This is a genomic window from Pseudomonas tremae (assembly GCF_023278125.1).
GTDB classification, from domain to species: domain Bacteria; phylum Pseudomonadota; class Gammaproteobacteria; order Pseudomonadales; family Pseudomonadaceae; genus Aquipseudomonas; species Aquipseudomonas tremae.
In genome coordinates this window covers 3,339,920-3,364,474 of sequence record NZ_CP066270.1, presented here as the reverse complement: position 1 = coordinate 3,364,474, position 24,555 = coordinate 3,339,920, and the positions used below count along the sequence as shown (strand labels likewise).

26 protein-coding genes are annotated in these 24,555 nt (G+C 58.7%); 17 read left to right on the top strand and 9 right to left on the bottom strand.

Going from position 1 to position 24,555, the window contains the following annotated elements; all coding sequences use genetic code 11:
- The first annotated feature begins 34 nt into the window (after positions 1–34).
- The 5 genes from I9H09_RS15395 to greB all read left to right on the top strand — a co-directional run bounded on the left by I9H09_RS15395 (position 35) and on the right by greB (position 3,499).
- Entirely contained in the window at positions 35–1,456 is a 1,422-nt protein-coding gene (locus I9H09_RS15395) for an MltF family protein (RefSeq protein ID WP_122324680.1), read from the top strand.
- Between the two features lie 106 nt (positions 1,457–1,562).
- Positions 1,563–1,997: a DoxX family protein gene (locus I9H09_RS15390; RefSeq protein WP_005886598.1), complete on the top strand. Its 435-nt coding sequence runs from the start codon at positions 1,563–1,565 to the stop codon at positions 1,995–1,997.
- A 241-nt stretch (positions 1,998–2,238) separates the two neighbouring features.
- A complete protein-coding gene (locus I9H09_RS15385) occupies positions 2,239–2,547 on the top strand; it encodes a hypothetical protein (RefSeq protein ID WP_005886596.1) in 309 nt (102 codons plus the stop codon).
- A gap of 102 nt (positions 2,548–2,649) precedes the next feature.
- Positions 2,650–2,979 (top strand): hypothetical protein, encoded by a 330-nt coding sequence (locus I9H09_RS15380; protein ID WP_005886594.1) that lies wholly within the window; start codon positions 2,650–2,652, stop codon positions 2,977–2,979.
- A 46-nt stretch (positions 2,980–3,025) separates the two neighbouring features.
- Positions 3,026–3,499, top strand: a complete 474-nt coding sequence (gene greB, locus I9H09_RS15375) for a transcription elongation factor GreB (protein WP_005886592.1) — start codon at positions 3,026–3,028, stop codon at positions 3,497–3,499.
- 212 nt (positions 3,500–3,711) lie between these two features.
- On the opposite strand, the gene I9H09_RS15370 is transcribed toward greB, so the two are convergent.
- Positions 3,712–6,228 carry an ABC transporter permease gene (locus I9H09_RS15370; protein ID WP_122346459.1) on the bottom strand — a complete coding sequence of 839 codons (2,517 nt, stop codon included), beginning with the start codon at positions 6,226–6,228 and terminating at the stop codon, positions 3,712–3,714.
- Complete coding sequence (locus I9H09_RS15365) at positions 6,228–6,911, bottom strand: ABC transporter ATP-binding protein (RefSeq protein WP_054990015.1); 684 nt, start codon at positions 6,909–6,911, stop codon at positions 6,228–6,230. The genes I9H09_RS15370 and I9H09_RS15365 overlap by 1 nt, the downstream gene beginning before the upstream one ends.
- 10 nt (positions 6,912–6,921) lie before the next feature.
- On the opposite strand from I9H09_RS15365, the gene I9H09_RS15360 reads away from it, so the two are divergent.
- The 3 genes from I9H09_RS15360 to I9H09_RS15350 all read left to right on the top strand — a co-directional run bounded on the left by I9H09_RS15360 (position 6,922) and on the right by I9H09_RS15350 (position 8,937).
- Positions 6,922–7,527, top strand: a complete 606-nt coding sequence (locus I9H09_RS15360) for an arylesterase (protein ID WP_005897417.1) — start codon at positions 6,922–6,924, stop codon at positions 7,525–7,527.
- A 56-nt stretch (positions 7,528–7,583) separates the two neighbouring features.
- On the top strand, positions 7,584–7,865 hold the full coding sequence (locus I9H09_RS15355; protein WP_005897419.1) for a hypothetical protein: 282 nt from the start codon (positions 7,584–7,586) through the stop codon (positions 7,863–7,865).
- A gap of 106 nt (positions 7,866–7,971) precedes the next feature.
- Positions 7,972–8,937, top strand: coding sequence for a L,D-transpeptidase family protein (locus tag I9H09_RS15350; RefSeq protein WP_122346458.1), 966 nt, complete (start codon positions 7,972–7,974; stop codon positions 8,935–8,937).
- 200 nt (positions 8,938–9,137) lie between these two features.
- Here the strand turns inward: I9H09_RS15350 and I9H09_RS15345 are convergent, their stop codons facing one another.
- Positions 9,138–9,389 (bottom strand): Lpp/OprI family alanine-zipper lipoprotein, encoded by a 252-nt coding sequence (locus tag I9H09_RS15345; protein WP_003347084.1) that lies wholly within the window; start codon positions 9,387–9,389, stop codon positions 9,138–9,140.
- Between the two features lie 471 nt (positions 9,390–9,860).
- On the opposite strand from I9H09_RS15345, the gene I9H09_RS15340 reads away from it, so the two are divergent.
- On the top strand, positions 9,861–10,148 hold the full coding sequence (locus I9H09_RS15340; RefSeq protein WP_024669766.1) for a GNAT family N-acetyltransferase: 288 nt from the start codon (positions 9,861–9,863) through the stop codon (positions 10,146–10,148).
- 93 nt (positions 10,149–10,241) lie between these two features.
- Here the strand turns inward: I9H09_RS15340 and I9H09_RS15335 are convergent, their stop codons facing one another.
- On the bottom strand, positions 10,242–11,318 hold the full coding sequence (locus I9H09_RS15335) for a 3-deoxy-7-phosphoheptulonate synthase (protein ID WP_122324209.1): 1,077 nt from the start codon (positions 11,316–11,318) through the stop codon (positions 10,242–10,244).
- Positions 11,319–11,559: 241 nt separating this feature from the next.
- Here I9H09_RS15335 and I9H09_RS15330 point away from each other — a divergent pair, with 241 nt between their 5' ends.
- From I9H09_RS15330 to cysB, 4 genes are all read left to right on the top strand, one after another.
- Positions 11,560–12,531, top strand: a complete 972-nt coding sequence (locus tag I9H09_RS15330; RefSeq protein ID WP_122311414.1) for a putative 2-dehydropantoate 2-reductase — start codon at positions 11,560–11,562, stop codon at positions 12,529–12,531.
- A gap of 3 nt (positions 12,532–12,534) precedes the next feature.
- A complete protein-coding gene (locus tag I9H09_RS15325) occupies positions 12,535–13,446 on the top strand; it encodes a 5'-nucleotidase (RefSeq protein WP_054990010.1) in 912 nt (303 codons plus the stop codon).
- 87 nt (positions 13,447–13,533) lie between these two features.
- On the top strand, positions 13,534–14,028 hold the full coding sequence (locus I9H09_RS15320; protein WP_005897434.1) for a universal stress protein: 495 nt from the start codon (positions 13,534–13,536) through the stop codon (positions 14,026–14,028).
- A gap of 149 nt (positions 14,029–14,177) precedes the next feature.
- Positions 14,178–15,152: an HTH-type transcriptional regulator CysB gene (gene cysB, locus I9H09_RS15315; RefSeq protein WP_003382487.1), complete on the top strand. Its 975-nt coding sequence runs from the start codon at positions 14,178–14,180 to the stop codon at positions 15,150–15,152.
- 76 nt (positions 15,153–15,228) lie between these two features.
- Here cysB and I9H09_RS15310 read toward each other — a convergent pair whose 3' ends face one another.
- Positions 15,229–15,963 (bottom strand): phosphoadenylyl-sulfate reductase, encoded by a 735-nt coding sequence (locus I9H09_RS15310; RefSeq protein WP_024691030.1) that lies wholly within the window; start codon positions 15,961–15,963, stop codon positions 15,229–15,231.
- A gap of 140 nt (positions 15,964–16,103) precedes the next feature.
- Here I9H09_RS15310 and thrH point away from each other — a divergent pair, with 140 nt between their 5' ends.
- Complete coding sequence (gene thrH / locus I9H09_RS15305) at positions 16,104–16,721, top strand: bifunctional phosphoserine phosphatase/homoserine phosphotransferase ThrH (protein ID WP_122346456.1); 618 nt, start codon at positions 16,104–16,106, stop codon at positions 16,719–16,721.
- Between the two features lie 147 nt (positions 16,722–16,868).
- Here thrH and pabB read toward each other — a convergent pair whose 3' ends face one another.
- From pabB to rloA, 4 genes are all read right to left on the bottom strand, one after another.
- Positions 16,869–18,212, bottom strand: coding sequence for an aminodeoxychorismate synthase component I (pabB, locus tag I9H09_RS15300; RefSeq protein ID WP_055002550.1), 1,344 nt, complete (start codon positions 18,210–18,212; stop codon positions 16,869–16,871).
- Positions 18,213–18,299: 87 nt separating this feature from the next.
- Positions 18,300–19,277 carry an alpha-L-glutamate ligase-like protein gene (locus I9H09_RS15295; protein WP_162010131.1) on the bottom strand — a complete coding sequence of 326 codons (978 nt, stop codon included), beginning with the start codon at positions 19,275–19,277 and terminating at the stop codon, positions 18,300–18,302.
- Positions 19,277–20,815, bottom strand: a complete 1,539-nt coding sequence (rloB, locus tag I9H09_RS15290) for an osmotic stress tolerance membrane protein RloB (protein ID WP_055002548.1) — start codon at positions 20,813–20,815, stop codon at positions 19,277–19,279. Before rloB ends, I9H09_RS15295 begins: the two co-directional genes overlap by 1 nt.
- A 4-nt stretch (positions 20,816–20,819) precedes the next feature.
- Positions 20,820–21,356, bottom strand: a complete 537-nt coding sequence (gene rloA / locus I9H09_RS15285; RefSeq protein ID WP_024669772.1) for a retropepsin-like aspartic peptidase RloA — start codon at positions 21,354–21,356, stop codon at positions 20,820–20,822.
- 299 nt (positions 21,357–21,655) lie between these two features.
- On the opposite strand from rloA, the gene I9H09_RS15280 reads away from it, so the two are divergent.
- The 3 genes from I9H09_RS15280 to prpC all read left to right on the top strand — a co-directional run bounded on the left by I9H09_RS15280 (position 21,656) and on the right by prpC (position 24,541).
- Positions 21,656–22,375, top strand: coding sequence for a GntR family transcriptional regulator (locus tag I9H09_RS15280; RefSeq protein WP_024669773.1), 720 nt, complete (start codon positions 21,656–21,658; stop codon positions 22,373–22,375).
- The gene (gene prpB / locus I9H09_RS15275; protein ID WP_005897448.1) at positions 22,372–23,265 is read left to right on the top strand and encodes a methylisocitrate lyase; all 894 of its coding nucleotides are present in this window, start codon (positions 22,372–22,374) and stop codon (positions 23,263–23,265) included. The genes I9H09_RS15280 and prpB overlap by 4 nt, the downstream gene beginning before the upstream one ends.
- Before the next feature lie 148 nt (positions 23,266–23,413).
- The gene (prpC, locus tag I9H09_RS15270; RefSeq protein ID WP_053481101.1) at positions 23,414–24,541 is read left to right on the top strand and encodes a bifunctional 2-methylcitrate synthase/citrate synthase; all 1,128 of its coding nucleotides are present in this window, start codon (positions 23,414–23,416) and stop codon (positions 24,539–24,541) included.
- Positions 24,542–24,555: the final 14 nt, after the last annotated feature.

The window sequence follows — 24,555 nt, the reverse complement described above, 5'->3', positions numbered from 1 at the left end:
CTGTTTTTTTTCCGGCATTGCCCGGGGTAAACGAATGATTCGATCCGCGCTTGTGTCCTTCATGTGTCTTTTGCCGCTGCTGCCCCTGCACGCGTCTGCGCGCCAGACCGGCCCGGAAGCTGTGCAACACAAGACCCAGGTGCGTGACCTGCCGGCCATTCGCAGCAGTAAAGTCCTGCGGGTACTGGTCAACCAGAGTCGCAACAGTTCGGGCGACATCAAGGGGCAGGAGATAGGCGTTGAATACCATCGTCTGGAAGCGTTCGAAGAGTATCTCAACAGTCACGCCCGCGATGGCCGCAAGGTCACCTTCAAGGTCATTCCCAAAGCCAAGAATCAACTGCTGAGTGCGTTGCAGCGCGGTGAGGGTGATCTGATCGCGCCTGGCGAACTGCTCGACATCAGCGACGCAAAAGGCATTCAGGCCAGTGCCCCGATCATTCATGACGTGCCGCTGGTCCTGGTCAGTGTTCGCGGCCAGCGCAGTCTGCGTCGGGTCGATCAGTTGTCCGGTCGAACGCTGAGCCTGCCCACCGGCAGCGCGGCCGATGAGGCGCTGCATCAGGTCAATCGGCAACTGGAGCTGCGCAAGCTGCCGTTGGCGAAAATCGAATGGGTCGACCCTACTCTGGCGGTCGAAGACGTACTGGAAATGGTCCAGGCCGGTATCTACCCGATGACGCTGGTCGAACAGCCCATTGCCGAGCGCTGGGCCAGGATCATGCCCAAGCTGCGTATAAACCGGGATCTGACCCTGCAGACTCATGGTGACATCAGCTGGTTCGTGCGTGACAACGCGACCCTGCTGCGCGCCAGTGTGGATGACTTCCTCAAGGGCTATAAGCCATCGGCTCAGCATGACCTGGCTTTCGAGAACGCTTACAGAAACACCTTCAAGGTCAACAACCCTCTGGTGCGCAACAACCTGCAACGTCTTGAACAGCTGCGACCCATGCTGCAACGTCATGCGGATGCGCAGGGCATGGACTGGCTGGACCTCGCGGCGCTGGCGTTCAAGGAGTCGAAGCTCGACCCGACGGCCAAGGGCAGCGGCGGTGCGACAGGCCTGCTGCAGATCACGCCATCGGCAGCCAAGCGCGTTGGCGTACAGAATATTCAGAGCGCTGATGACAATATCCGCGCAGGCTCGCGTTACATGGCGCTGATCCAGCGCAAATACTTCTCCAGTAACAAGGTCAACGAGCGCGAGCGCATGGCGTTTGTGATGGCCGCCTACAACCTGGGGCCGGAGCGCGTGCAAGGCATGCGCGAAGAAGCTCGGCGGCGTGGGCTCAACCCCAATCAGTGGTTCTTCCAGACCGAGCGTGTGGCGATGGAGCAGGGTGGTGCGAATGTGGTCGCGTTCGTCAACAGCGTAAACAAGTACTATCTGGCGTTCGACCGTGAACGCGAATCGCTGGAAAAAGGCAGCAAAGCGACCTCTATAAAACGCTGATTATCGATTTTATCGATGCTTATGTGCTGTTATTTATGATTTTTACATGAGTTCATTCGATTATGATGGCGGAACTCCAGCCTGATCACTTTCGGAAGCCATCCACATGAACACCTTCATTCGCTCGATCGTTACCACACGCGCCGGCTACGGCCTGACCGTTCTGCGCATCATCGTCGGCATAGCTTTTATCGCCCACGGCAGTCAGAAACTGTTTGGTGCTTTCGGAGGCTACGGCCTGGAAGGCACGGCGCATTACATGGAAAGCCTCGGCCTGACACCTGGATATCTGATGGCATTGATGTCTGGCAGCGCCGAGTTCTTTGGCGGTCTGGGGCTGCTGCTGGGGCTGCTGGCTCGTCCGGCCGCGGTGGTAGTCATCCTGCTGTTGCTGGTGGCGATCTTTACCGTACACATTCACAACGGGTTCTTCATGGCCAACAACGGCTATGAGTACGCACTGGCGTTGCTCGGTGGCGCTCTGGCAGTTCTGATCGAGGGTGCAGGAAAACTGTCGGTGGACCGCCTGATCGCGCGATAACCGGCTAGGCTTGTCTTGCGAGGCCCGCCTGTTGGCGGGCCTCGTGCGTTTGCAGGCCAGCGTCATGGATGGCGATTGACAACGAAGTGGCCGTTTCTCTAGGATGCATGCTCAAGCGCCGATTTAACAACTACTTGCGGGGCGCCTGGCAAGGCTCGAGTCTTGTCTAAATACCGCTAAAACGTTGGTTCGGTGTTGCCTCTCACCGCTGCCCAGCGGATCTTGCGAGGCTGAGAAAACCATGAACAACCTGCGCCCCCTCATTCGTCTTTCCCCGATCAGCACGGTCTTGTCACGCAAGAACCCGAAAATCCTGCTGAGCGGTGCCCATCAGCCCACTCTGTTGCGTTATCTCGATGGCTGGCCTCGTCGGCGCGGTGGCTCCTGCGCGTTTCTGATCCAGTTTGTCGAGACCGACCAGTCTCTGAGCCATTTCGCCAACGACCAGTTCGACCTCGCAGTGGTGCAATCACTTCGAGCGGACGACGTCGGGCAGGTTATTCGTGATCTGACGCGCATTGCTCGTCAGGGGCTTATTACGCTGGGCTGAGAAAGTGTGTCGCCAACGGCAATAGAAGGCATATTGCTGGCCCCCGGCATGTTGTCACGCAGGCAAAATCGCCGCCTTATCAAAGGATTAGGTGGTCTTCGCATGCGTTTGGTTTATTGTGTTCTGGCGTGCTTGGCGCTGTCCGGCCTGGCTTTTTCCGTTCAGGCCAGAAACGCCACGGAAAACGAGCGTTATCTTTGTCGCTGGGGTTCGAGCATTGCCGGCGGAGCGCAGGCTTCAAAACTGTCAGGCGTTACCCGCTATGGAGCAAGGCAGAAGCTGCAGGCGCGCAAGTTCGTCAAACAATGGATGCGCCCCATGGCATTGCGCATCACTGAGCAGACGTATGACAGCGAGTCACGGTTGAAACCGGATGCGGTCAGCAAGGTTTACTACGACGGCTGTATCCAGCATGAGGTAGCGCGTCGGTGACGTTTATCACCCTTTGAACTGATTTTTGCAGGGCTGGAGAAACGTCTTGAGCACGAAGATCATCACCAGGGACGGGCACGAAGCCCTGAAGAAAGAACTCGATTATCTGTGGCGAGAGCACCGCCCCGACATCACCCGGAAAGTTACCTGGGCGGCGTCGCTGGGTGATCGCAGCGAGAACGCGGATTATCAGTACAACAAAAAGCTGCTGCGCGAGATCGACCGTCGTGTGCGCTACCTGCGCAAGCGCCTTGAAGACATGCGCGTGGTCCTGTATTCGCCGGAACAGGAAGGGCGGGTGTTTTTCGGTGCGTGGGTCGAGATCGAAAATGAAGAGGGCGATCTGAAGAAGTTTCGTATCGTGGGCTACGACGAGATCTATGGTCGCAATGATTACATCTCGATCGACTCGCCTATGGCTCGCGCCTTGTTGAAGAAGGAAGTGGGCGATGAAGTGCTGGTCAACACCCCGGAGGGCGAGAAGCTCTGGTTTGTGAATTCGATCGTTTACGAGAAGTGAGGCTGGACGCTGTGCGGTCCGGAAGGGCATTCCCACGCGCAGCTCGGCTTTATACACAAGTCTGCTTATGATTTTGGCCGAGGGCAGTGGGAGATTCTGTGGTGCTGGTCAAGCCACGATGGTTCATCCTATGCGGAGCGTCACGAACTGCATTGCCACGCAGAGCGTGGGGACGATCTTGATAACCGCCCGGCTCCCACGCAGGCCCAGCCTCATCCCTCACGCAGTACGGTCAACGGGCTGACATTCAGCGCACGGCGGGTGCCGAATACGCCGGCACCACCGACCAGCAGCGCGCCTATCAACGGCAACAGCAGCAACCATGGGTGCGGCTGCCATTCCAGTGAAAAGGCGTAGCGATACAGTACAAAACTCACCAGCTCACAGCCCAGCGCTGCCAGCACACCACTGGCAGCGCCCAGCAAACCGAATTCGATTCGTCGTGACTTGATCAGCAACGCTCGCTCTGCACCCAGCGCACGCAACAGGGCGCCCTGGCGAATGCGTTCATCCAGTGTCGCCTGCAGCCCTGAGAACAGCACGGCAATGCCGGCCGCCAATACGAACAACAGCACGAACTGCACCGCCAGAGTGACTTGATCCAGAATGCTGCGCACCTGCGCCAACAGGGCTTCAACGCCCAGAATGCTGATCGACGGGTAGGTTCGCGACAGCTCGACGATCTGTTTGTCCTGTCCCGGCGGTAGGTAAAAACTGGTCAGGTAGGTGGTCGGCAGGTCGGCCAGCGTACCTGGCTGAAAGATCATGAAGAAGTTGGGCTGGAAGGTATCCCAGTTCACCGTCCTCAGGCTGGTGACCACTGCTTCGCGAGTCAGGCCGCCGACAATGAGGCTCAGGCGGTCGCCCAGTTTGATTTTCAGGCTTTCTGCCAGCTTGGTCTCGATTGACACACCCGGCGTTGCATCGCTCTGGCCAGTGGTGGGCAGGTCTTTCCACCAAGTGCCGGCGGTCAATGCATTGCCCTCGGGCAAATTGGCGGCCCAGGTCAGGCTCAGGTCACGGCGCGTGGCGTTTTCGCCACGCGAGTCTTTGGTGACAAAGTTGCTGACCGGTTCGCCATTGATACTGGTCAGACGCCCAGGCACCACTGGATAAAGCGGGGCATAGTGAGTGGACAGCTTGCTCAGGGTCTGAGCGAAGTTTTCTTTGTCAGACGGCAGCACGTTGAGTACAAAATAGTTGGGTGCATCCTTGGGTAACTGGTTCTGCCAGGTGTCGAGCAATTCGCCACGCAGCAGCGCGATCAAGCCCATCGACAGCAGGATCAGTCCGAAGGCCAGTGACTGCCCGGCAGCGGCCAGCGGGTAACGCAGCAGTTGCCCCAGACCCAGTCGCCACGGCAGCGAGGCCCCAGCCAGCAAGCGGCGCAGGCTGTTGAGCACAAGCAGCAGCAGGCTACCCAGTATCAGCGCAGCGACGACGCCACCACCCAGCAGGGCAAAGGTCAGCACCAGGTCCAGGCTCAGGCGCCACATGATCAGGCCCAGCGCCAATAACGCAGCGCCATACACCAGCCACGAGCTGGCAGGGACAGGCAGCATGTCCCGGCGCAATACGCGTAATGGCGGCACACGTCCCAAGGCAGCCAGCGGCGGCAGCGCGAAGCCCGCCAGTGCCACGAGCCCGGTGCCCATGCCGGCCAGCGCGGGTAAAAGACCGCCCGGAGGTACGGTGGCCGGAAGCAGATTTTGCAGCAGTGCGAACAGCCCGAGCTGTGCAAGCCAGCCCAGCAGTGCGCCGCTCAGGCTGGCCAGCAAACCGATGATTGCCAATTGCAGGCTGAACAGCGCCATCGTTTCGCCCCGCGACAGGCCGAGGCAGCGAAGCAATGCGCTGGCATCGAAGCGCCGCGCAGCGAATCGGGAAGCAGACAATGCGACGGCAACGCCCGCCAGCAGCACCGCCACCAGGCTTGCCATGTTCAGATAACGTTCGGCCTTGCCCAGCGCGCCGCCAATCTGCTGACTGCCGTCACGGGCGTCCTTGATTTCCTGGTGCGGCTCTAGGCCAGGTTCGATCGCTTTGCGGTAAGCCGCCAGCGCTTCGGGCGGCCCGCTCCACATTTCCCGGTAGGTAACCCGGCTGCCAGGCTGGACCACGCCGGTCGCGGCCAGGTCTTGCAGGTTGATCATGACCCGAGGTGTCAGGCTGTAGAAATTGCCCGCCCGGTCTGGCTCGTAGGTCAGCACACGAGTCAGCTTCAAGGTTTTGGAGCCGACGTCGATGTCGTCACCCACCTTCAGATCGACAGCCGGAAACAATCGCGCCTCGGCCCAGGCTTCGCCGGGTTTCGGCCCACTGCCGGGCTGCTCGGGCTGATACAGGTCCGGTGCGCTTTTCAGTTCGCCGCGCAGCGGGTACACATCATCTACTGCCTTGATGCTCGACAGCTGGATACCGGCGTCAGTGGCGATCACGCTTGAAAAAACCACGATCTGCGCATGTTTGAGTTGCAGGCGTTTGCCTTCCTCGATCTGCTCGGCGCGCGCGGGGCTGGAGCCTTCGAGAATCAGATCGGCGCCGAGGAACTCGGTTGCACGCAACAGCATTGCGCCGTTCAGGCGTGCGCCGAAGTAACCGATAGCGGTGCTGGCCGCCACTGCCACCAGCAAGGCGAAGAACAGGACCCGTAATTCACCGGCACGGGCGTCGCGCAGCAGTTGGCGGGTGGCAAGGCTCAGCAGTCGGGCAAAAGGCAAACGTGCCATCAAGGCTCCAGCGGGGCGACCATTCGACCCCCTTCAAGACGGATCAAACGGTGGCAGCGGTGGGCCAGACGCTCATCGTGAGTGACCAGTACCAGCGTGGTATTGCGCTCTTTGTTCAGCTCGAACAGCAAGTCGCTGATGCGCTCGCCGGTGTGGCTGTCGAGGTTGCCGGTGGGTTCGTCGGCAAACAGCACGTCCGGGTCGGCGGCAAAGGCGCGGGCAATCGCGACTCGCTGCTGCTCGCCGCCTGACAGCTGGCGAGGGGTGTGAGTCAGGCGTTGGCCCAGCCCTACACGTTCCAGCAGGTGGCGGGCTTTCTCGCGAGCGTCCTTGCGACCCTCCAGCTCCATCGGCAGCATGACGTTTTCCAGCGCGTTCAGGCTGTCGAGCAACTGGAACGACTGAAATACAAACCCGACGTGCTCGGCGCGCACTCTGGCGCGCTGGTCTTCGTCCAGCTCGCTGAGGTTGCGCCCCGAAAGAATCACCGAGCCGGCACTGGGCAGGTCCAGACCGGCAAGCAGACCGAGTAGCGTGGATTTACCCGAACCAGATGCGCCGACGATTGCCAGCGTGTCGCCCTTGTTTAGTTCCAGGGAGAGTTCGTGCAGGATAGTCAGGTCACCTTCGGTGCTGGGGACCACTTTACTGAGGCTTTGGGCACTGAGAATACTTTCACTCATGGAGAATCCGATGCGTGCGTGGTTTTTAAGTGCTGGCCTGGGGTTGCTGTTGCTGTCACAGGGCGCGATGGCGGGCACGGTGTTGATCGTTGGGGATAGTATCAGTGCGGCTTTCGGCCTGGATACCCGTGTGGGGTGGGTCAGCCTGCTGGAGCAACGGCTCAGGAAGGAGGGATACGACGACAAGGTGGTCAATGCATCGATCAGCGGCGACACCAGCGCCGGAGGCCAGGCGCGTCTGCCTGCGCTGCTTGCAGAGCATAAGCCCGAGCTGGTTATTCTCGAGCTGGGTGGCAACGATGGGCTGCGCGGCCAGCAGCCTGCTCAATTGCAACAAAACCTTTCATCGATGATCGACAGCGCTCGGGCAGCCGGTGCCAAGGTGTTGCTGCTCGGCATGCAGATCCCGCCCAATTACGGGCCGCGTTACACCACTGCGTTCAAAGAGGTATATAGCCATCTGGCCGATGAGAAAAAGGTGCCGTTCGTGCCGTTCTTTCTGGAAGGTGTCGGCGGCGTGCCCGAGCTGATGCAGGCTGATGGTCTGCATCCCGCGGCGGCGGCTCAGGACAAGTTGCTGGAAAATGTCTGGCCGAGCCTGAAACCGCTGCTTTGAGGCTTTCCTGCACGGGGGCTTTCGGCTAATGTGGCGCCCCCGATCTGGAGCCCCCCATGCCGCGTCCCGCCTGGTCCCTGTACGCCTATCAAATGCTTGAACCTCATGAACAGCTGGATCTGTTCGCCTGCCAGGAAGTGCGGGTGCATCTGATCGCGCGCCAACTTGAGCTGGGCGGCTCAATCGACCGAACGTTATGTGGCACGTTGTTGCCTGCCCGGCCGCAAATGTCTCCGGTCGAGCTGCAGGTCATGCGCGACGAGCGACTGTGCCCCTTGTGCAAGGCCATCATTGATGCGCAGCGCAGAGGGATGAACCCTATCTGGCCTGAACTCTAGCTGTCGGCGTAGCGCAATGGCCGGATCCGGATATCCCCGATCCGGCAAGTCCAGGTGTACACTTCATTTTTTGTATTTACCTTGTAGAACCGAAGGATCTTCCCGGATGTTGTCGCGCATTCCAGCCGTTACCCGCTGTCTGTCACTTGCTGCTCTGTGCGCGGTGAGCTCTGTCCATGCTCTGGAGTTCCCGTTGCCGCCGCCTGGCGAGGACATCGTGGGCCAGGTGCAGGTCATCAAGGCCAAATACGAAGATACCTTCGCCGATCTGGGCACGAAATATGATCTGGGCTATCTGGAAATGATCGCCGCCAACCCTGGCGTCGATCCGTGGTTGCCAGGCGCGGGCAAGGACATCGTGCTGCCGACCCGTTTCATCCTGCCACCGGGCCCGCGTGAAGGGATCGTGATCAACCTGGCCGAGTACCGCATGTATTACTACCCCAAGGGGCAGAATGTGGTGCACACCTATCCACTCGGGGTAGGGCGTGAAGGCTGGGGCTCGCCTATCGGTGTGACCAAGGTCATTGCCAAGACGCCGAACCCTACCTGGACGCCGCCTGCATCGATCAAGGCCGAACATGCCGCTGACGGCGACCCGTTGCCAGACGTCGTGCCCGCCGGTCCTGACAACCCGCTTGGGCCATTCAAGTTCGGCCTGGGGATGTCCGGCTATCTGATTCACGGCTCGAACAAGAAGTTTGGCATTGGCATGCGCACCAGTCATGGCTGCTTCCGCATGTACAATAACAACGTGCTTGAACTGGCCGACATGGCCCCTGTTGGCACCACTGTGCGCATCATCAGCGAGCCTTACAAATTCGGCCTCAGCGGCGGCAAGGTTTACCTTGAAGCGCACACGCCGGTCGATGACCAGGGTAACCCGTCAGTGGTCGACAAACACACGGCGGTCATCAATGCGCTGCTCAAACGTGACGATCTGGGCAACAACCTGCGCATGAACTGGGATCTGGTGCGTGATGTGGTGGCCGCTGAAGATGGCATGCCGGTGGAAATCGCAGAACCGGGTAAAGCGCCTTTGAGTGCTGAAGAGCCGGTAATTTTTCAGTAAAGCGTCGTCATTCCGTCTCGTGAAGTTCCGCGTGATTCTCGTGCCTGCGCGGAGCGTTGGCACGATATTCGTCGTCAGAACCCTGCTGACGCAGGGCGTCACGAAATGCATTACCACGCGCAGCGTGGGAACGAGAATCAAAAGAACATAAAAAAAGCCGACCCGTTGCCGGATCGGCTTTCAATAATCCCGGAGGATTATTACTTGCGGCTAGCTTTGTCCAACATGCGCAGAGCGCGCTCGTTGGCTTCGTCAGCAGTTTGCTGAGCTTTTTGAGCAGCAGCCATAGCTTCGTCAGCCTTGCGGTAGGCTTCGTCGGCACGTGCTTGCGAACGAGCTGCTGCGTCTTCGGTAGCTGTCAGACGAGCTTCGGTTTCTTTGGATACGCTGCTGCAACCGGTAGCCAGAACTGCGGCCAGAGCCAGAGCAGAGAATTTCAGAACGTTGTTCATCGTGTTCACCTTAAAGGAATTTTTTCAAATTAGTCATCTCTCGAAAATGAGAAAACGACCGGCGTACATAGTACCCATTGTTTGTAGTAAGTAAACGGACCCAGCGCAAGAAGCTGCTAAATTTAGCTGCTTTGAAAGTGTTCTGCGTTACTTCTCGCGCATTCTGTACAAAAACTATCCACTGGAAGGCGGCAAGTGCGGGCCCGCGAGCATCCTGCTTTTGCATTCGGGTCACTGATCATGCGTTGCCGCGCCATACGGCTGGTCGACAGGCTGAAATATTTACGTGTATTTACGCTTGCTGCGCTTGAGCATATTCAACAATGGCGCCTACTATCTCAGGGTGCTGTTTGTCGAGATCGGCAATGTTGTTTTCGGTGTCATGAACAGACACTGGTGGCGTGGATGTTCCTTCGCCTGAAAAAGACCGGTAAGGTAGGGGTCCAATTCCAAGACCCGCTAGGAGTAACGATGAGCGAGGCGCTGTCCATCCACCATGACGAAATCGGCCATCATTTCGAAATTATTATCGACGGCCATCGTGCCTACCTGACCTACATGGATCTCGGGAAGCAGACCCTCGATTTCTACCGGACCTTCGTACCCGATGCCTTGCGCGGGCGTGGAATTGCGGCTGCCCTCACCAAAGAGGCGCTCGACTACGCAGACAGCATGGGTTATTCCGTCATACCGTCCTGCTCGTATGTGGAGCGTTATATGGAACTCCATGACCTTCAGTCGCAGGCTGCCAAGCTCTGACCTGATCGAATGACTGTCACCATGAAAAACGCCGGGCATTTGCCCGGCGTTTTCGTCACTGCGTATCTGCTCGCTGAATACCGACCTGTCAGATCACTTTCGCTTGCGCGCAGGCAATACACCCTTGAGTTTCGCATGCATGCTACGCAAGGTTTTCTCAGTGCTTTCCCAGTCGATGCACGCGTCGGTAATGGACACGCCGTATTGCAATTCCGACAGGTTTTTCGGGATCGACTGACAGCCCCAATTCAGGTGGCTCTCGACCATCAGGCCGATGATCGATTCGTTGCCTTCCAGGATCTGGTTGGCGACGTTCTCCATGACCAGAGGCTGCAGCGCCGGGTCCTTGTTCGAGTTGGCGTGGCTGCAGTCGACCATGATGTTCGGACGAATGCCGGATTTGTTCAGGGCCTGTTCGCAGAGTGCGACGCTGACCGAATCATAGTTGGGCTTGCCATTGCCGCCGCGCAGTACGACGTGGCCATAGGCATTGCCCTTGGTGGTCACAATCGACACGCCGCCTTCCTGGTTGATGCCGAGGAAGCGATGCGGGCTGGAAACCGACTGCAAGGCGTTGATGGCAACGGTCAGGCCGCCATCGGTGCCGTTCTTGAAGCCGACTGCCGAAGACAGGCCGGAAGCCATCTCGCGGTGCGTCTGTGATTCAGTGGTGCGTGCGCCAATGGCGGACCAACTGATCAGGTCTTGCAGATATTGCGGAGAGATCGGGTCAAGCGCTTCGGTGGCCGTCGGCAGACCCATTTCAGCCAGGTCCAGCAGCAACTGGCGACCAATGTGCAGGCCGTCCTGAATCTTGAAAGAATCATCCAGATAAGGATCGTTGATCAGGCCTTTCCAGCCGACCGTGGTGCGCGGCTTCTCGAAGTAGACGCGCATGACCAGATACAGTGTGTCGGAAACTTCCGCAGCCAGTGTCTTCAGGCGCTCGGCATATTCCTTGGCGGCCTTCAGGTCATGGATCGAGCAGGGGCCGATCACAATGAACAGACGGTGATCGTTGCCGTCGAGAATATTGCGAATCACTTCACGGCCCTGACTGACGGTGCGCAGGGCAGCATCGGTCAGCGGGATGTCGCGCTTGAGCTGATCCGGGGTGATCAGGGTCTCATTGGACGCAACGTTGAGGTCATTAATCGGTAAATCAGCCATCGTGTTACTCATCAGGTCGCGGGTACTGGCCGCCAACGGTCCCCCGTGCGGCGGTGCCCAGCAGGTTTGAGCGCAGCGGGGAGCCGAACCTTAGCGCGTTATCGCGTTGTTCGACAATAAGTAAACGAGGTATCGCACGGGTTCGCAGGCTGCCAGCCGGGTTGTGTCTTCGTATTGCAAGACAATCCGCCGAGAAGGATAGTGTACGGCCAGAAATATCCGGACAGCCAAGGGAGTCCTTATGAGTGTCATTCCCCATCGGCCACGGGTCGGCATTATCGGTACCGGTGCCATCGGTGGATTTTACGGGCTGATGCTGGCACGCGCCGGCTTTGACGTGCATTTCCTGCTGCGCAGCGAGTTTGAGGCGGTGGTGTCCAATGGTTTGCGGGTCAGTAGCGCGGTACATGGCGATTTGCACCTGCAGCCTGTCCAGGCTTATCGCTCGGCCGCCGACATGCCGCGTTGTGACTGGTTGCTGATTGGCACCAAGAGCACCGGTAATGCCGAGCTGGGTCCGATCATCCGGCAAGTTGCAGCACCGAATGCGGGCGTGTTGCTGTTGCAAAACGGCCTCGCCGTTGAAGATCAACTGCGCGCGGTGCTGCCTGACGGCTTGCACCTGTTGGGCGGGCTGTGTTTCGTTTGCCTGCATCGGGCCTCCCCGGGTGTCATCACCCATCAGGCGTTCGGCGCGGTCAGTGTCGGTTACCACAGCGGCCCTGCCGTCGACGAGGCTAGCCGTCTGGCCATCGTCGAAGCGTGCGCGGCCTTGTTCGTTGCTGCCGGGATCGACGCTCCGGTAATGGCCGATCTGCACCAGGCCCGCTGGCAGAAACTGGTCTGGAATGTGCCCTACAACGGGCTGTCGGCTCTGTTGCAGGCAGGGACTGGCCACTTGATGAGCGACCCCGACAGTCAGGCGCTGATCCGTGCATTGATGGACGAAGTGGTGCTGGGCGCCGAGGCGTGCGGTCATGTGTTGCCTGCCGGGTTCGCGCAGCACCTGCTTTCGGTCACTGAAACCATGCCCGACTACAGGCCAAGCATGTACCACGATCGTGTCGAACGGCGTCCGTTAGAGCTGGAAGCCATTTATGCCCGGCCTCTGGCGGCCGCGCTTGCAGCCGGCTTTGACATGGTCCGTGTCCGGGCGCTTTACCAGGCGTTGGCATTTGTTGATCGCGACAACCGTCGATCAGGCGAGGAGTGAGTAATGATCGAGACTGATGACGATAAACTGGTACTGGCCATTTCATCCAGAGCGCTGTTCGACCTGCGTGACAGCCACGCGGTGTACATGGCGGATGGCATTGAGGCCTATCGCAAGTATCAGATTGAGCACGAGGACGGCATCCTCGAGCAGGGCGATGCTTTTGCTCTGGTAGAAAAACTGTTGAACCTCAACGTCAGCCTGGGCAGGGCGCGGGTCGAAGTGGTTCTGGTCTCGCGCAACAGTGCCGACACCGGCCTGCGGGTATTCAATTCGATTCAGCATTACGGGCTCGATATCAGCCGCGCAGCTTTCGCTGGCGGGCGCAGTCCTTACCCTTATCTGGCGGCGTTCGGTTGCCATCTGTTTCTGTCGACCCACGCCGAAGATGTGCGCAGCGCGCTGGACGCCGGTTTCGCCGCCGCGACTATTCTGTCCGGCGGTGCGCGGCGTGCCGCCAGTGGCGAACTGCGTATCGCATTCGATGGCGATGCGGTGTTGTTTTCCGACGAGTCGGAACGGGTCTATCAAAATGGCGGGTTGGCCGCTTTTCAGGCCAGCGAACGTGAATCTGCCCGCGAGCCCTTGCGCGGCGGGCCGTTCAAGCCGTTTCTTGCTGCGCTAAACAAGCTCCAGCGCGAATTTCCCGATGCAAGCTGTCCGATTCGTACGGCGCTGGTCACTGCGCGATCGGCCCCTGCGCACGAGCGAGTGATCCGTACGTTGCGTGAATGGGATATCCGGCTGGACGAGTCGCTGTTTCTCGGTGGCTTGCAAAAGTCGGCGTTCCTTGAAGCGTTCGCTGCCGATGTGTTTTTCGACGATCAGCCAGGGCACTGCGAAAAAGCTCGCGACGTAGTTGCCACAGGTCATGTTCCGCACGGTATCAGCAACGAAATAAAGCCACTGACGTGAACCGGTACCGAGCAGTCTGCCGTCGTAGCGCCTGATGCACTGCTACGCTGTGTCAATCTCCGCCATTCTGGTTGTACGGGAGGTTGTATGGTGCGTTCGATGCTGTATGCCACGGACTTGGGTCTGTTTGCGCCGTATGTGACGCAGCACGCGTTGGCGCTGGCAAGAACGTTCAACGCCGGGCTGTACGTTATCCATGTTGTCGAACCCTTGGGGCTGTTTGCCGAATCGGTCCTGCAAACTTACCTTGGGCAGGATGCGCTGCGAGAGCTTCACGGCAAAGGTGTGGAGGCGTTTCTGGAGGGCATAGAGCAACGGATGCTTGACGGGTATCGGGAGGAGCTCGGGGAGGGTCACTCTGATCTGTCGTTGATCCGCACAGTGCGTGTCATTCAGGGAGAGCCCGCCAGCATCATTCTCGAGCAGGCACGCAAACTGAACGTGGACCTGCTGGTAGTCGGCAGCCACAGCCGCCGGGTGGAAGGGGGGGCATCGACAGGTCGAACAGCGTCCAGGGTCTTGCAGTTTTCCGACGTGCCCGTCTACATGGTGCCAATCATGCTTAAAAAAGGGCGAGGGTAGGGTGAGCGTCATTTGGTGGTTTTAATGAAATCGAGCGTGCGATCACCTTACAAAGGTGATAAAAAGTTCTAGAATTATTCGTCTCACCATTAATCCAGTTATATACCGTCGCTGATACCCATCGGGTTTATCTGCTTTGAGGGATACATATGAAGCTCCAACAATTGCGCTACATTTGGGAAGTGGCGCACCACGACCTCAACGTTTCCGCGACGGCCCAAAGCCTTTATACCTCTCAGCCCGGGATCAGCAAGCAGATCCGTCTGCTTGAAGACGAGCTGGGCGTCGAGGTGTTTGCCCGCAGCGGCAAGCACCTGACGCGCGTGACGCCAGCCGGAGAGCGAATCATCACCACGGCCGGTGAAATCCTGCGCAAGGTCGAGAGCATCAAGCAAATTGCCCAGGAATTCTCCAACGAGAAGAAAGGCACGCTGTCGATCGCAACCACTCATACGCAAGCGCGTTATGCTCTGCCACCGGTTATCAGCAATTTCATCAAGCAGTACCCTGATGTCGCGCTGCATATGCATCAGGGGTCGCCGATGCAGATTGCCGAAATGGCGGCTGACGGGACGGTTGATTTTGCTATCGCCACCGAAGCGCTCGAGCAGTTCAGCGACCTGGTGATGATGCCCTGCTATCGCTGGAACCGCTGCGTTGTGGTGCCTCAGGGGCATCCCCTGACCAAGGTGCCGAAGCTGACGCTGGAGTTGCTCGCCGAATACCCGATAGTGACTTACGTCTTCGGTTTTACAGGCCGTTCCAAGCTGGACGAAGCATTCAGCCACCGCGGCCTGGTGCCGAAAGTCGTGTTCACAGCGGCAGATGCCGACGTTATCAAGACTTACGTCAGGCTGAATCTTGGCGTTGGGATTGTGGCGCGAATGGCGGTGGATGAAGAAGTTGACAGCGATCTGGTAGTGCTCGACGCCAGCGACCTGTTCGAGTCCAGCGTGACCAAGATTGCCTTCCGTCGCGGTACTTTCCTGCGTGGCTTCATGTGCGATTTCATCGAGAAATTCGCTCCGCACCTGACCCGCGAGGTCATGGCCAAGGCGATTCAGTGCCACAACAAACAGGAAATGGAAGAGCTGTTTGCCAACGTCGAACTGCCAGTGCACTAGAGGCAGTTCGAGCCTCAAGCTGCAAGCCAGAGCCTTCACGCTTTGACTTGTAGCTTGCCGCTCGTTGCTCGCTACATTAACTGCGCGCTATCAGGTTGCCTGCGTGCAGTCCGCATTCTTTTTGCGTGGCCTCTTCCCACCACCAGCGTCCTTCGCGTTCATGCTGGTTCGGCAGTACCGGGCGAGTGCAGGGTTCGCAGCCAATGCTTATGAAGCCGCGCTCGTGCAGGCTGTTGTAAGGCAGCTCCAGCATACGGATATAGCCCCAGATTTCCTCGCTGCTCATCTGTGCCAAAGGGTTGAACTTGTACAGCGTGCGTTCGGCTGTCGAGAACGCGCTGTCGATCTCCAGCGCAGCGACGGCGCTGCGGGTGCCGGGGCTCTGGTCGCGGCGCTGACCGGTCGCCCAGGCCTTGACCCCTGACAATTTGCGGCGCAACGGCTCGATCTTGCGAATGCCGCAGCACTCGCCATGACCGTCCCGATAGAAACTGAACAGGCCCTTTTCCTTGACGAAAGGCTCCAGCTTGCTCTGGTCCGGCGAGATGATCTCGATCTCGATCTGGTAGTGATCACGCACCTGCTCGATGAAGCGATAGGTTTCCGCGTGCAGGCGGCCTGTATCCAGACTGAAAACCTTGACGTTTTTGTTCAGTTTCCACGCCATGTCCACCAGCACGACATCTTCGGCGCCGCTGAACGAAATCCACAGCTCGTCGCCAAAGTGCTCGAAAGCCAGTTTCAGAATGTCCTGCGCAGATTTGTTGGCATACGTGGTCGCCAGCTCAGCGACGTCGAAAGGTTGGCTCATCAGGCGGCTTCCTTGAATTCAAGAGTGGCGCTTAAGCGCTCGTAATGCCGGCAATGGTAACAAATCCACTGTTCAATGGCCCGTGCCAGCGACTAGAGTGCCGCTATCCGTTTGATAGCAAAACCCTTGAGGAGTGTGCTGTGGAAATTGCCTGTCTGGACCTTGAGGGTGTGTTGGTCCCGGAAATCTGGATCGCCTTTGCCAAAAAAACCGGCATTGAGTCATTGCGTGCGACCACTCGGGACATCCCTGACTATGACGTACTGATGAGCCAACGCCTGCGTATTCTGGATGAGCACGGTCTGAAGCTGGCGGACATTCAAGAGGTGATCAGCACCCTCAGGCCGCTGGAGGGCGCTGCAGAGTTTGTCGACTGGCTGCGTGAGCGTTTTCAAGTGGTGATTCTGTCGGACACGTTCTACGAGTTCTCCCAGCCGCTGATGCGTCAGTTGGGGTTCCCGACGCTGCTTTGCCATCGGCTGATCACTGATGAAAACGACCGTGTGGTCAGTTATAAACTACGCCAGAAAGACCCGAAGCGTCAGTCGGTACTGGCCTTCAAGAGTCTCTATTACCGCATCATTGCAGCGGGCGATTCGTACAACGACACCACGATGCTGGGCGAAGCTGATGCGGGTATCCTGTTTCACGCGCCTGACAACGTGATCCGAGAATTCCCGCAGTTCCCGGCGGTGCATACGTTTGAGGACTTGAAGAAAGAATTCATCAAGGCGTCGAATCGGGATTTGTTGCTTTAGGGGAAACGTGCCCTGTAGCGGCCATAAGTAAATCAAGCGCGAACCGGGCGACGCTTGGCTTGTTCGCGAAAGGGACTGTGCATACGCGAAATCCTGATGCCCGAACCGACGCATTCGCGAACAGGCTCGCCCCACAGAAGCTGGATCTCAAAGCGCTTCGAGCGTCTCCATGAGCACGCGGACCTTGGTGAAGGTTTCCTGATACTCGGCCTCGCAGTCGGAATCGGCGACGATACCGCCGCCGCCCCAGCAGGAAATTTGTCCGTTTTTGACCAGCAGGCTACGGATGGCGATAGAGCTGTCCATTTCGCCGCGAACATCCAGATACATCAGCGAGCCGCAGTACAGGCTGCGGCGGGTCGGTTCCAGTTCGTCGATGATCTGCATGGCACGAATCTTCGGCGCGCCGGTAATGGAGCCCCCGGGAAAGCTGCCGGCGATCAGGTCCAGTGCATCGTTGCCGGCTGCCAGTTCGCCGGTCACGCTGCTCACCAGGTGGTGAACATTGGGGTAGCTTTCCAGGCTGAACAGTTCAGGGACTTTCACCGAACCTATGCTGCAACTGCGGCCTAGATCGTTGCGCAGCAGGTCGACGATCATCAGGTTTTCGGCGCGGTCTTTCTCGCTGGCCAGCAATTCCAGGGCAAAAGCGGCGTCCTGAGCAGTATCGGCGCTGCGCGGCCGCGTGCCTTTGATGGGGCGGGTTTCCACCTGCCGTGAGCTGACCCTGACAAAGCGCTCAGGAGAAAGGCTCAGGATGGCGTCAGTTCCCGGCAATGCCAGATAACCGGCAAACGGGGTAGGGCAAGCCGCCCGCAATGCGCAATAGGCTGCCCATGGATCGCCTGAGCACTGCGCCTGAAAGCGCTGCGCGAAATTGACCTGATAGCAATCGCCCGCCTGGATGTAGGCCTGGATGCGCGCGAAAGCCTGTCGATAGTCATCTGCGCTGATGCTGGCCTGAAACGCCTGGCCGAGCTCGAAACGGGTGCGTTGCGGCAGTGTGCTGGTGCTGAACAGGTCAATCAGACGTGCACGTTCGCTCGCGCTCAATGATGGGTGAAACACCAGTTGGCTGGTGCCGCGCTGATGATCACTGATCAACGCCCAGGCATAGAGCCCCAGACGTGCCTCTGGCAACTGCAGATCGTTGCGGGCCTGCTCAGGCAGCGGTTCGAGGCGTCGACCAAACTCGTAACCCAGATACCCTATCAGGCCGCCGGTGAACGGCAGTTCGCAGCCTGCGGGCAGGGTTGCCGTTCCCAGTGCAGTCAGGCTGTCGCGCAGCCGCTGAAGATAAGCCGTGCCTGTCTCACCCTCTGCAACCACTAGTGTGTCGACTGGCCAGGCGCTGAGCAGGTCATATCGGCCACGCGTGGCGACCGGTCTGCCGCTGTCGAGCAGTACCGCGCCCGACGCCTCACGCAGGCGTGAAAAAAACACGGCCGGGTCAGCGCTGTAGGGTAGAGAGTGTATCGAGCAAGTGGACATTATCGAGCGTCAGTCTTGAGAGCGCGGCCGGCGATTGTAGCCTTGCTGTCCGGCCGCTCCTAGCAGTATGTCGGGCGTAGGCATGACTCAGGCGTTGGGCACATGGCCGAACAGCTGCTGCGCAAAATCGACCCGTTCCTGAGGCGATTCCTGGCGTCCTTCGAGGGCCAGTTGTTCCAGCCGTGCTTCGACCGCCTGGGTGCGGTGCGTCAGGCCGGTGTCGTTGGCGATCTGGATATTCAGGCCGGGGCGTGCGTTCAGTTCCAGAATCAGCGGCCCCTTGTCCTGATCCAGCACCATATCGACGCCGATATAGCCCAGGCCGCACAGCTCGTAGCACTCGGCTGAAAGCTTCATGAAACCGTCCCAGTTGGGCAGTTGTACGCCGTCTACGGAGTGTGTCGTGTCAGGGTGCTTGCTGATGATGTTGTTCAGCCACGTGCCTTGCAGTGTCACGCCGGTGGCCAGATCGACGCCGACGCCGATGGCGCCCTGGTGCAGATTCGCCTTGCCGCCTGATTGACGAGTCGGCAGGCGCAACATGGCCATCACCGGATAGCCCATCAGCACGATGATGCGAATGTCCGGTACACCTTCATAGCTGATGCTCTTGAAGATCGAGTCGGGGACCACCCGGTATTCAATCAGTGCCCGGTCGCGGTGTCCGCCCAACGAGTAGAGGCCGGTGAGGATGCTGGATACCTGATGCTCGATTTCCGAGTGGCTGATGATGCGCCCGGAAACCGTGCGAAAGCGATCCTCGAAGCGGTCGGCAATAACCAGAATGCCATCGCCGCCTGCGCCTTGGGCAGGTTTTATCACGAAGTCGTTGTGGCCGCCGATGATCTCGTCGAGTCGGTCGATTTCCTTTTCCGTGGAAATCACCCCGTACATCTCCGGAACGTGAATGCCCGCAGCGATGGCCCGCTCCTTGGTGATGATCTTGTCATCGACTATCGGGTACAGGCTGCGCTTGTTGTACTTGAGCACAAAGTCGGCATTACGCCGATTGATGCCCATGATGCCGCGGGCTTCCAGTGCTTTCCAGGTCTTCCACCAGCCCATCACTTGGCTTTTTCCTCTTTGAGGAATGCCTTGAAGCGCACCAGCTCGGTCAGTCGGTAGCCACGGTATCTGCCCATGGCCAGCATGAAGCCAACCAGAATCAGCAGCACGGCAGGGAAGGTGAAGACGAAATAGGTCAGTTCCGGCACGCTCATGATCAGGTGTGCAAGAGACGCCGCGAACAGCGTGCCGATTGCAACTTTCATGGCGTGGCTGCCGCCGCGCTCTTCCCAAGTGATCGACAGGCGTTCAATGGTCATGGTCAAAATCACCATCGGGAACAGTGCCACCGACAGGCCGCGTTCCAGCCCCAGCTTGTGGCTGAACAGGCTGATGGCGGCAATCAGCACCACAACGAAGGTCAGTACCACCGAGAGACGCGGGAGCATCTGCAGTTTCAGGTGCTCCAGGTATGAGCGCAGTGACAGGCCCAGGGCCGTGATCACGGTAAACAGGACAATCCCGAAGCCCAGCTGAGTCTCGCGGAACGCCAGGGCAATCAGTACCGGCGTGAACGTCCCCAGCGTCTGCAGGCCGATCAGGTTGCGCAGGATCAGGATGACCAATACGCCGATCGGGATCATCACCATGACCATGAAGGTCTGCTGAGTCTGCAGCGGCAGGCCGTACAGCGAATAGGCGAGGAAGTCCGAGTCGGTGCTGGCGTCGGTCAGTTTGGCCAGACGCATTGCATTCATCTCACTGTTGTTGAGACTGAAAGTGACCTGCACCTTCTTGCCGCCCTCGACGGAGACCAGATTTTCTTCACCAGTCCACCACAGCAGACGGTCTTCCGGCATGCCGGCCTCACCCGTGTCAGGGTTGAAGTACAACCATTCCTTGCCATTGAAGCTGCGCAGCCAGAGTTCCGGCGTTTGTGGTTGGTCGGCTTGCAGGCGAATGGTGTGGGCTTTTTCCATTGGCACGTGGGCAATCGACAGCAGCAACTCGGTGATGCGGGCCTTGTTGGAGGCCGAGGTGTCGCCTGCCAGCAGCAGCTTGACGTTGTCGTCATTGAGGTTGTTGACGCGTTTGATAGCCTCGGTGATGAAGGTTTCCACGTCGGCCGAGTGTTGCCGGATCGGCGCAAGCAGTGCTTCGGCCGCCACTTTTTCAGGGCCTTCGAGTGTCATGCTGTCGCGAAAGATCGGGCCTTTGACCTTGGGCTTCTCGCCGCTGTAGCGCTTGGTCAGGACCAGTCGGTAATAAAGTGTCTGGTTGCCGGCGGCACGTCGTGCGGACCACGTGACTTTTCGATTGCCGTCAGCGCGATTGACGCTGACGCCGTAATTGTTCGAGATAAAGCTTTCGTTGAGGCTGATGTAGTCGTGGGCCAGCGGCGGCACGAACATCTGGATTTTTACCGAGTCCTTGGGGTTGGCAACGAACTCGACCTTGGCGTCGATGTTCCACAGGTCATCGGTTTCGTCTTCGGACACCGGTATGCCGAGCGCCAGTATCTGGTAGGCCGTGATCGCAATGCCCAGGGTCACCAGGACAGTGATCAGGATCTTCAGATGGAGTGTAAGAGAGCGCATGGATTTACTCTGCGTTTTGAGCGACGGAAGCGCAGACGGGCTTTCCTGCCGCATATTTAAGACTTGGATCGACCAGCGCATCGAAGCGTTTCAACGCCTCGGAGCCGATCAAAAGCGGGTATTGGAATGCACTTCGGTCAGTCAAGTTCACTTCTATGGTGCGTAAAACTTCACCCATGCAGATATCCAGCGTGATCACCGGTCGTGAGGAAAACCGGTTGTCGTCATCCGGGTCAAGATCGTCGGCGCGTCGTTTGATCTTGCTGACCCGGGCAAGCGGTCGTTCGACAGGGTGGACATGCTTGCGGTCGGTGGCCACATAGAAGCGCACCCAGCTCTCGCCGTTGCGTTTGAAATGCTTGATGTCGCGGGCGCTCAGCGAGGCAGTCTTGGCGCCGGTGTCCAGCTTGGCGGCGACTTCGACGTCGATGTCGGTGAGTCTGGCGTACTCGTTAAGGCCATAGACCGTCTTGTTGGCGGCCAGGGTCAGACCCGGCAAAGACAAGAGGCACAACAATGTGAAGAAGGTAGTCAGTCTCATAAATCCTGGCGCGATGAGCAGGTAACTTCAGGGTCAGGGCGCAAGCTAAATGGACCTGATGGCAGTGAGGCAGGGAGGTCGCAGGCAGCCGCTCCGCCATGGAGCGTGCTGTGCAGACGCGAGGCGCATTCTAGCATGAAGGCCCGGGGGCGCCAGTTATCTACCTGTGTGTCCGTTCAGGTTGCTCTTGAGGCGTGCTATCAGGTAGCTGTATGGATTGTCGACAATCAATCAGTTTTCTTTGACTGATTGGCTGTTTATGGCTAGATTTGCAGCTATTAAAAGAAAAGGTGTCGACAATGTCGGTTGTGATCGAAAAGCAGTCGGTGGCTGAAGACGATTCTGAAACCCTCTCCGAGAACGTCTTTCGGCGAATCCAGTCGGCTATCGTCAAGGGTGAGATTGCCCCCGGCAGCAAAATCTCCGAGCCGGAGCTGGCCCGTACCTACGGTATCAGTCGTGGTCCGTTGCGTGAGGCCATCCATCGGCTTGAAGGGCAGAGGCTGGTGGTGCGGGTGCCTCACGTCGGCGCCCGGGTTGTTGCGCTGAGCCATGCCGAACTGATCGAACTCTACGAAATCCGCGAATCGCTGGAGGGCATGGCTTGCAGGCTGGCAGCCGAGCGCATGACCCAGGACGAGATTGATGAGCTGCGCGGCGTGCTCGACACTCACGAGCGCGACGCTGCCTTTCAGGCCGGTATCGGCTATTACCAGCAGGAAGGCGATTTCGACTTCCATTACCGGATCATTCAGGGCAGTGGCAACCGTACCCTCAGCCAGATGCTCTGTGGCGAGCTTTACCAGTTGGTGCGCATGTACCGTATCCAGTTCTCCACCACGCCCAACCGCCCTCGCCAGGCCTTTGCCGAACATCACCGGATTCTCGACGCTATCGCCGAGCGTGACGGCGAACTGGCTGAATTGTTGATGCGCCGACATATCGGGGCGTCCAGACGCAACATCGAGCGCCACTATCAGGCGACTTCTTCCCAGGCAACTGACCGAGGTCAACAATGAGTTACAACAACAGCACTCCCGGCCAGCGTTTTCGCGATGCAGTGGCCAGCGAGAAGCCGCTGCAAGTAGTCGGCGCGATCAATGCCAATCACGCTTTGCTCGCCAAACGGGCAGGTTTCAAGGCTATTTACCTGTCCGGTGGCGGTGTGGCGGCAGGTTCGCTGGGTATTCCGGACTTGGGCATCACCGGGCTGGAGGACGTGCTGATCGATGTTCGTCGCATCACCGACGTGTGTGATCTGCCGTTGCTGGTGGATGTCGACACCGGGTTCGGTTCGTCGGCCTTCAATGTGGCGCGAACCGTGCGCTCGATGATCAAGGCCGGCGCCGCAGCGATTCATATCGAAGACCAGGTCGGCGCCAAGCGCTGCGGGCATCGCCCGAACAAGGAAATCGTTTCGCAGCAGGAAATGGTCGACCGTATCAAAGCTGCCGTCGACGCGCGCACCGACGACAGTTTTGTGATCATGGCGCGTACCGATGCGCTGGCGGTCGAAGGGCTTGAGTCGGCGCTGGAGCGCGCGGCGGCCTGTATCGAGGCGGGCGCGGACATGGTGTTCCCGGAAGCGATCACCGAATTGGCGATGTACAAGCAGTTCGCCAATCGCGCCGCGGTGCCGATTCTGGCCAACATCACCGAATTTGGTGCGACGCCGCTGTTTACTGTCGACGAACTGCGTGATGCCGATGTTTCGCTGGTTTTGTATCCGCTTTCTGCATTCCGTGCCATGAACAAGGCTGCGGAAAACGTCTACGGCGCGATTCGCCGTGATGGCAGCCAGAAAAACGTGATCGACAGCATGCAGACCCGCATGGAGCTGTACGACGCCATCGACTACCACGTATTCGAACAAAAGCTGGACGCGCTGTTTGCGCAGAAGAAGGGCTGATTGTCACAGAACACGCTGCTTACTCAAATCTGCTTTTGATGCTGGCCGAAGGCCGTGGGAGCGGACTTGTTCGCGAAGACAGTAGTTCTGACGATTCATCTGGTGACGCTTAGCGTCCAGGTACAGAAAAACAAAATTGGAGAAAACCATGGCTGAAGCAAAAGTGTTGAGTGGCGCCGGGCTACGCGGGCAGGTTGCCGGGCAGACGGCTTTGTCTACAGTCGGCATGGCCGGCGCCGGGCTGACTTATCGCGGCTATGACGTGCGTGAGCTGGCCGCAGAGGCGCAGTTCGAGGAAGTCGCCTACCTGCTGCTGTATGGCGAACTGCCTAATCAAAGCCAGCTGTCCGCTTACCTGGACAAACTCAAGGGGCTGCGCGATCTGCCTCAGGCTCTGAAAGACGTGCTGGAGCGCATCCCGGCCGACACTCATCCGATGGACGTCATGCGCACCGGTGCATCGATGCTCGGCACGCTTGAGCCCGAGCGCAGCTTCGATCAACAGCTGGACGCCACTGACCGCCTTCTGGCCGCGTTCCCGGCGATCATGTGTTACTGGTACCGCTTCAGCCACGACGGCAAGCGCATCGATTGCAATACTCGCGAAGACTCCATCGGCGGGCATTTTCTGCACCTGCTGCTGGACAAGGCGCCTAGCGAGCTGCATCGCAAGGTCATGAATGTTTCGCTGATTCTGTACGCCGAGCATGAGTTCAATGCCTCGACGTTCACCGCCCGCGTGTGCGCCTCGACCCTGTCGGACTTGTTTTCCTGCGTTACCGCAGCCATCGGCACACTGCGCGGTCCGCTGCACGGTGGCGCCAACGAAGCGGCGATGGAAATGATCCAGCGTTTCTCTTCAGCCGAAGAGGCCACCCAGGGGACGTTGGGCATGCTTGAGCGCAAAGAAAAGATCATGGGCTTCGGTCATGCGATCTACAAGGAGTCAGACCCACGCAACGAGGTGATCAAGGGCTGGTCGAAAAAACTCGCCGACGAAGTGGGCGACAGCGTTTTGTTTCCGGTTTCCGAGGCCATCGACAAGGTCATGTGGGAGCAGAAGAAGCTGTTTCCCAATGCCGACTTCTATCATGCGTCTGCCTACCACTTCATGGGCATTGCGACCAAGTTGTTCACCCCGATTTTCGTTTGCTCACGCCTGACTGGCTGGGCCGCCCACGTGTTCGAGCAACGCGCGAACAACCGCATCATCCGTCCGAGCGCCGAATACATAGGTGTCGAGCAGCGCAGCTTCGTACCCATCGAACAACGTTGAAAGGGGCAGGGGAG